Raw genomic sequence first — 6,436 nt, 5'->3', positions numbered from 1 at the left:
CCCCAAAAGTCCCGCACCTACGCCAAATACAGCGAAAAGTTTTGCAAGCCATTTCCATCTTGGCCCCATACCTTTTTCTATGTATTTGAACGGTCCTCCAAGGAATCTTCCATTACCTTTATTTTCCCTGAATTTAACAGCAAGAACACCTTCCGAATATTTGGTGGCCATGCCGAAACATGCTGCCAAAACCATCCAAAACAATGCTCCCGGTCCACCGGTAACAACAGCTGTAGCAACGCCTACAATATTGCCCGTACCAATCGTTGCCGCCATAGCAGTACACAGCGCCCCAAAACTGGTTACCTCTCCAATACCGTCTTCCTCATTGTTCACCATATACTTAAAAGCCTTCCCCAGTTTTCTGAACTGAAGAACTCCCAGCCTAACGGTGAGATAAATGCCGGTTCCCATTATAAGTACGATCAGAGGCACACCCCATACTATGCTGTCGATTGACTCAAGAATTGATGTAACTTTTTCCATCCTGTTTCTCCTTCTCCTTTAAAACATTTCATTACACAGTAAATCTGTGTGTGAATCATGATACTCATTAACAGCGCAAATTCGCAGTTTCTACTAAAACAACATACTCCGCTGATATTTTCTGCATGATAAAAAAAAGCCGATATAATCGACTTTCCGGAGAGGACCCAAATAATATAAAACTACCTGCTCTGTCCTTTTGCCTGAGAGATCGCATACAGCAAACTAAAAGCTATCTGTTTATGCTTACACCTTCGGCGCTCATTTTGAGACTCTCCAGAGAATCACAGTTTCTTTCGCTCCTAAAGCAAAAGCCGTATAGGTGCGATCGATAAACTAACGTTACGATTTTATCACACCTTACGGCTGCTTTCAACTGATTATAGAATTAATATTACAGACATATGCTTATTACTTGCTTTCTGCTTCACCTGAAATATCTGCATTTTCCAGAATAAAATCCAATACTTTCTGATAAAGAAGCTCTATATGAACATAATCATTCATATTTCTTCCTGTCTGAGATTCTATCATCTCACTGTCATATCCTGCTTCTTCATAGCTCTTTATTGCTTCTTTCTTTTCTTCATCAGAATATTCGAGTTTTTCTTTTTCGGCTATATATTCTATGAGCATTTCCTGCTTAACCAACAACTTACTGCTGTCTTCATTGGTAGCTTCAAACTCCTTTTCGTTTCCAAAATCATAATTGGCCAGAAGTTCATCCCTGCTCATTCCATACTCCTTAGCCATATTGTCTATCTGTTTACTGTTAAACTCAATATAATAGTCAAGCTCTTTTTCCGGGTATTTCTTAACTTTGGTATTTTCCAGAACTTGGGACCAAAGTTCTCCTTTCTGATTCTCTATCGCGGTCTTTTCTTCTTCATCGTAAACTTCTTTTTCAATAGATGCTTCATATTCCTCTAAAGTGTCATATTCGGTAGTATTCTGTACAAAATCCAAACCATATTCCGGGACCTCCTGCCTCGTCGCAGAATTTACTGTCACATCAAATGTAACAGCCTTCCCCTTTAGGTCTTCATTGTCATAATCCTCGGGGAACTTGAGATCAAGTTTAAACTTATCGCCTACTTTTTTGCCCTCTATTCCCGATTCAAACCCGTCTATAAACGATCCGCTGCCTAATGTAAGATCATATCCTTCAGCAGATCCTCCTTCAAACTCCTTACCATCTACTTTACCTCCATAATCAATATTCACCACATCTCCGTCAGCTCTCTCTGTTTTTTTGTCAAGCTCTTTTGTCGTCGCCGCATTCTGCAGTATACTCTGTATCTTGGCATCGATTTCATCTTCTGTTACCGATATACTGTACGGAGCCACCTTAAGACCCTTATAATCGTCAACTTTGATATAATCACTTAAATCATAACTATCATACGATACGGATGAACCGCATGCGGATAATCCACAGACAGTCATGATACAAACACATATTATTGCTATTTTTTTCATCATTTAATTTTTCTCCTAAGTTCTCCTGCCTCACCGATTTTTCCCGATCAAAGCATTTTATGTATACGTTCCATGGATGCATCTATTTCAGCCATGGATTTGGCACAGTTTTGAAGCTCTTGAACTACATATCCCGGAAGCTCCTTTTTACTCTTATATTTAAGCTCGTGTTCAAGACTTGCCCATGTATCCATAGCTATCGTTCTTATCTGAATCTCTACAGGCATATTATATGTTCTGTCCGATAAAAATATCGGCACCTCGACAAGCAAATGAAGACTTCTGTATCCGCTCTCCTTAGGATTTTTTATATAATCTTTCCTTTTGAGAAGCTTTATATCATCTTGTCTGAGAAGGCTCTCCTCAACAGTATAGATATCATCCATGTAATTACACACAACACGTACTCCGGCAAAATCCATAACCTTATAAACTGACTCAATTTCTTTAGGCCATCCTTTACGTTCTATTTTGTCCATGATGCTGTTTATGCTTTTAAGCCTGCATTCCATATGGTGTATAGGATTATAATCGTATCTGACACTGAATTCATTGTCCAGCACCTCGAGTTTTGTACTGATCTCCTTAATAGCCGCATGATATCTCATACGCAAATCACTAAACACCTTTACGATCTCCTTGGCATTTTCTATGGTGACACTCATATCCGGAGGGATCATATTCTCGTTTATCACAAAAGTTTCATTCTTCTCTAATATCATAGCAATTCTCCTTTGGAAAAAGTCTATCATATATTTTTGTGGGTTTGGTGAGAAACATGGAAACTTTAAACAAATATTTTTATAAAACAAGCTTTTTCATATCCTTTTTATCTCTGTAAAAAAACGAACGGAAGCTTTATGCTTCCGTTCTCCTCATAATAGTCACTGAAATTATTTAGTATCTTTGCTTATCGGCGGGAATAACTCATCAAATGATTTCTCATTAGTTGAAGCAAGCTCTGAAACATCTCTCAACTTGCCGGTTTTTTTCGCTATCTGATACCCTATCATAGGAATTATGATCGCTCCGCATGCGATTGCAAAAATCAATACATCTTCAAATACCAGCATAATCAGACATATGATCTGAGCGATAACCGCAAAATACGGAATCCATCTTTGTCTTTTAGAAACCTTTGCTTTCAGGCAAACCTCCGGATCATATCCATTCTTTTTAAGCCGTTTTCTAAGAGACAGATGCGATAAAATGATGCCTACCCATGCGAGGGTTCCCGTGAAACCTGACAATGACAGCAGACCCGCATACAGATCTGTCATATATCCGGCAACCTCCGAAACCAATCCTAAAACAAGAACAATCCACATAAACAGCAATGTCCAAAGTACAGATGCTCTCGGATTGCCTGTTTTGGTAACTTTACTCAGAAACTTAGGAGCGAGACCTTCAATAGAAAGCCCAAACATACATCTTACCGTTCCGTAAAAACCTGTATTAGCACAACTGAATGCTGCGACCAGAACAACTGCCGAAAATACAAATCCGAGCCACTCAATTCCATAGAAATTCATTATATCGGAAAATACCGGATTAGCATCACTTGCCAGTTCATAAGGATAAACCAATATTATCAAAACAAGAGGTAATATATACAGCAGAGCTATACGATATGTAACGCTCTTGCATGCTTTAGGAACAGCTTTTTCAGGATTCTGTGACTCTGCTGCCGCCAGGCCGACTATTTCAGTACCCTGGAATGTTACCAATACCACTGTCATATTAACCAATATAGCCATAATTCCCAGAGGAAACACCTTAGCGCCAAATGATATAGTCCCGGCAAAGTTTACAGTTCCTGCCAAGAATCCTGTATACTCATTGCTTTGGCCCCAAAGTCCAACCCAAATTCCAAATGCAGCTATTACGAAAACTATGATTACAATTACTTTAGTGATGGCAAGACCAGCCTCAATCTTTGCAAAAATATCTACCGCACAAAGATTTATTATGGTGATCGCAGCCATCGCTCCCAATGCTATAGCAATATACGTCACAGCACTGTCTGTTCCCATCAATGATGTCAGCACGGTGGCAACAGCTATAGCCTCTGAAGGAACATAACATACCCAGTTAAACCAGAAGGCCCAGCCGAATCCCGTAGAAACAGTTGGGGTAAGGAATTCACTTGTATAAGCTACAAATGATCCTGTCCTCGGAACGTTAACCAATAGCTCTGAATAAGAAATCATAGTACCATAAACAATAATACCTGTAACCAGAAATGCCGCCAGCACCCCGGGTCCCATACTAGATAGACATGCGCCTATTCCCAAAAAATAACACGACCCTATTACGCCTCCGATACCTATAAACGCTATTTGCCAGCCTTTGATACCACGCTTCAACTCCTGCGTTTCAGAAGCAGCTGTCTTTCTTTCGTCTGTCATAACACCCTCCTTTTCTGCCATTTATAAAAATATGATTTTATTATCCGAATATCAATGGCCATGATCCTGGAGATAAAATAAAAACAGATTGAGCATAAAATTTTGAATCATGTGAAATTACTGTAAATTCGGATAATTTATTATATGCTAAAGATTTATCAATGTCAACTTAATTAAGTTGAATTTTGTCTAAAAATGGCTTGTCCTATTTTTCATTTTCAAACAGTAGATTCCCCAAATCAAAGGTTTGGGGAATCTTTGCATGAGACTTACCACGTAATCATAGATTTCGGACTAAGACTTTAAGTTTTGATCAGATCATAAAAAAACGGACGCCGCCTTTTCGGCGATGTCCATTTCGTTATTATTTACTTTTATACATATTTTTTCATATAGCTTAACGCATTTTTCTCAAGCCTTGATACCTGGGCCTGACTTATAGCAATCTCATCTGCTACTTCCATTTGCGTTTTGCCTTCAAAGAACCTCATTGTCAATATATGCTGTTCTCTGGGGGAAAGTTTCTTCATCGCTTCTGACAGCGACAAGTTCTCTATCCATCTCACGTCTGTATTTTTCATGTCTCGTATCTGATCCATAACATATATAGGATCACCATCATCATTAAATACCGGTTCGAACAGAGAAATGGGATCCTGAATAGAATCCAGCGCCAAAACCACGTCCTCTTTCTTCACTTCGAGTTCTTTAGCAACTTCTTCTACAGTAGCCTCTCGCTGAAGCGATTTCCCCAGCTTTTCCTTCGCCGTAAGAGCTTTATAAGCAAGATCTCTCATAGATCTTGATACTCTTATGCTGTTATTGTCTCTGAGATACCTTCTTACCTCCCCTATAATCATAGGTACGGCATAGGTACTGAATTTTACACCGTGAGACATATCAAAATTATCCAGAGCTTTTATAAGCCCTACACATCCTACCTGAAACAAGTCATCGGGATTTTCACCACGCCCCGAAAACTTCTGTATCACGGAAAGTACAAGTCTAAGATTCCCCCTTATGAATTCCTCTCTGACCTTCATATCTCCGGCCTTTATGGCGACAAGCATCTCGTACATCTCTTTATCTTTATAACGAGGAAGACTTGCCGTATTGACACCGCAGATCTCAACCTTATTGGCCATAAACCATTACCCTCACATCTTCTTTTGCTCCCCTTAAAGCAACCTTCGATGTTGTAATATATTTATGTGCAAATCAAGGTTTTTTTATTCCGTTTATTTTGTTTTTTACAAATCTATGCTAAAGCTTTTTTCAATATCTTTATGCCTTCATTAATCTCATCATATGTTATGGTAAGCGGAGGCAGCATTCTCACTTTGTCTTTAGCTGTGAGTATCATAAGTCCTTCTTTAAGCGCATCTTTTACCACCTGTCCGGCTTCTTTTCCTTCTATCTCCACACCCAGCATAAGTCCCATTCCGGATACACTTTTCACCTGAGGCAGCTCCATCAGTTTCTCTCTGATATACTGACTCTTTTCCGCAACTTTTTCAAGGAAATCATCATCTATACGCTTTAACACTTCCAATGCTCCGGCACAGGCCACAGGATTGCCGCCGTACGTTGTTCCATGATTTCCGGGCTCTAAAACATCACAGCATTTTTCACTGAATACAGCCCCTCCTATAGGCAATCCGCCGCCAATACCTTTAGCAAAGGTAACGATATCAGGCTTCACTCCGAAATACTCATAAGCAAACAGTTTTCCGCTTCTTCCTATACCTGTCTGCACTTCATCTATAATGAAAAGCATGTCCTTTTCTCTGCAAAGTTTTTCTGCCGCTTTGACAAAAGCCTCATCTAAATTAAGTACGCCGCCTTCTCCCTGTATCATCTCCATCATTATGGCGCATGTGTCAGATGAAACCATACTCTCAAGCTGCTTTATATCATTAGCATCACAATAATCAAAGCCGCCTAAAAACGGAGTAAAAAACTTATGATAATCTGCTTGACCGGTAGCCGTTATGGTAGCCATAGTTCTCCCGTGAAAAGAATTATTGAGAGTTATTATTTTATTAGCATTCTCTCCTTTATTA

At 39.4% G+C, this 6,436-nt stretch carries 6 protein-coding genes and 1 riboswitch; all 6 genes read right to left on the bottom strand.

All coding sequences use genetic code 11. The features are described 5' to 3' along the window. On the bottom strand, positions 1 to 486 hold a 486-nt coding region (locus ACLR96_RS08605), incomplete at its 3' end, for an alanine:cation symporter family protein (protein ID WP_412265621.1). A gap of 181 nt (positions 487 to 667) precedes the next feature. Further along, positions 668 to 776, bottom strand: a riboswitch (glycine riboswitch). Positions 777 to 897: 121 nt separating this feature from the next. Continuing rightward, on the bottom strand, positions 898 to 1,968 hold the full coding sequence (gene tig, locus ACLR96_RS08600; RefSeq protein ID WP_412265618.1) for a trigger factor: 1,071 nt from the start codon (positions 1,966 to 1,968) through the stop codon (positions 898 to 900). 44 nt (positions 1,969 to 2,012) lie between these two features. Continuing rightward, a complete protein-coding gene (locus tag ACLR96_RS08595; RefSeq protein WP_207722932.1) occupies positions 2,013 to 2,687 on the bottom strand; it encodes a GTP pyrophosphokinase in 675 nt (224 codons plus the stop codon). A 171-nt stretch (positions 2,688 to 2,858) separates the two neighbouring features. Continuing rightward, a complete protein-coding gene (locus ACLR96_RS08590; RefSeq protein WP_412265614.1) occupies positions 2,859 to 4,373 on the bottom strand; it encodes an amino acid permease in 1,515 nt (504 codons plus the stop codon). 374 nt (positions 4,374 to 4,747) lie between these two features. Next, complete coding sequence (gene sigG / locus ACLR96_RS08585; RefSeq protein WP_177269402.1) at positions 4,748 to 5,518, bottom strand: RNA polymerase sporulation sigma factor SigG; 771 nt, start codon at positions 5,516 to 5,518, stop codon at positions 4,748 to 4,750. Positions 5,519 to 5,631: 113 nt separating this feature from the next. Continuing rightward, on the bottom strand, positions 5,632 to 6,436 hold an 805-nt coding region (locus ACLR96_RS08580), incomplete at its 5' end, for an aspartate aminotransferase family protein (RefSeq protein WP_412265611.1).

The sequence above is a fragment of the Lentihominibacter sp. genome, from assembly GCF_046951855.1.
Taxonomy (GTDB): Bacteria; Bacillota; Clostridia; order Peptostreptococcales; family Anaerovoracaceae; genus Lentihominibacter; species Lentihominibacter hominis.
This window is presented reverse-complemented; position numbering and strand designations above follow the sequence as displayed.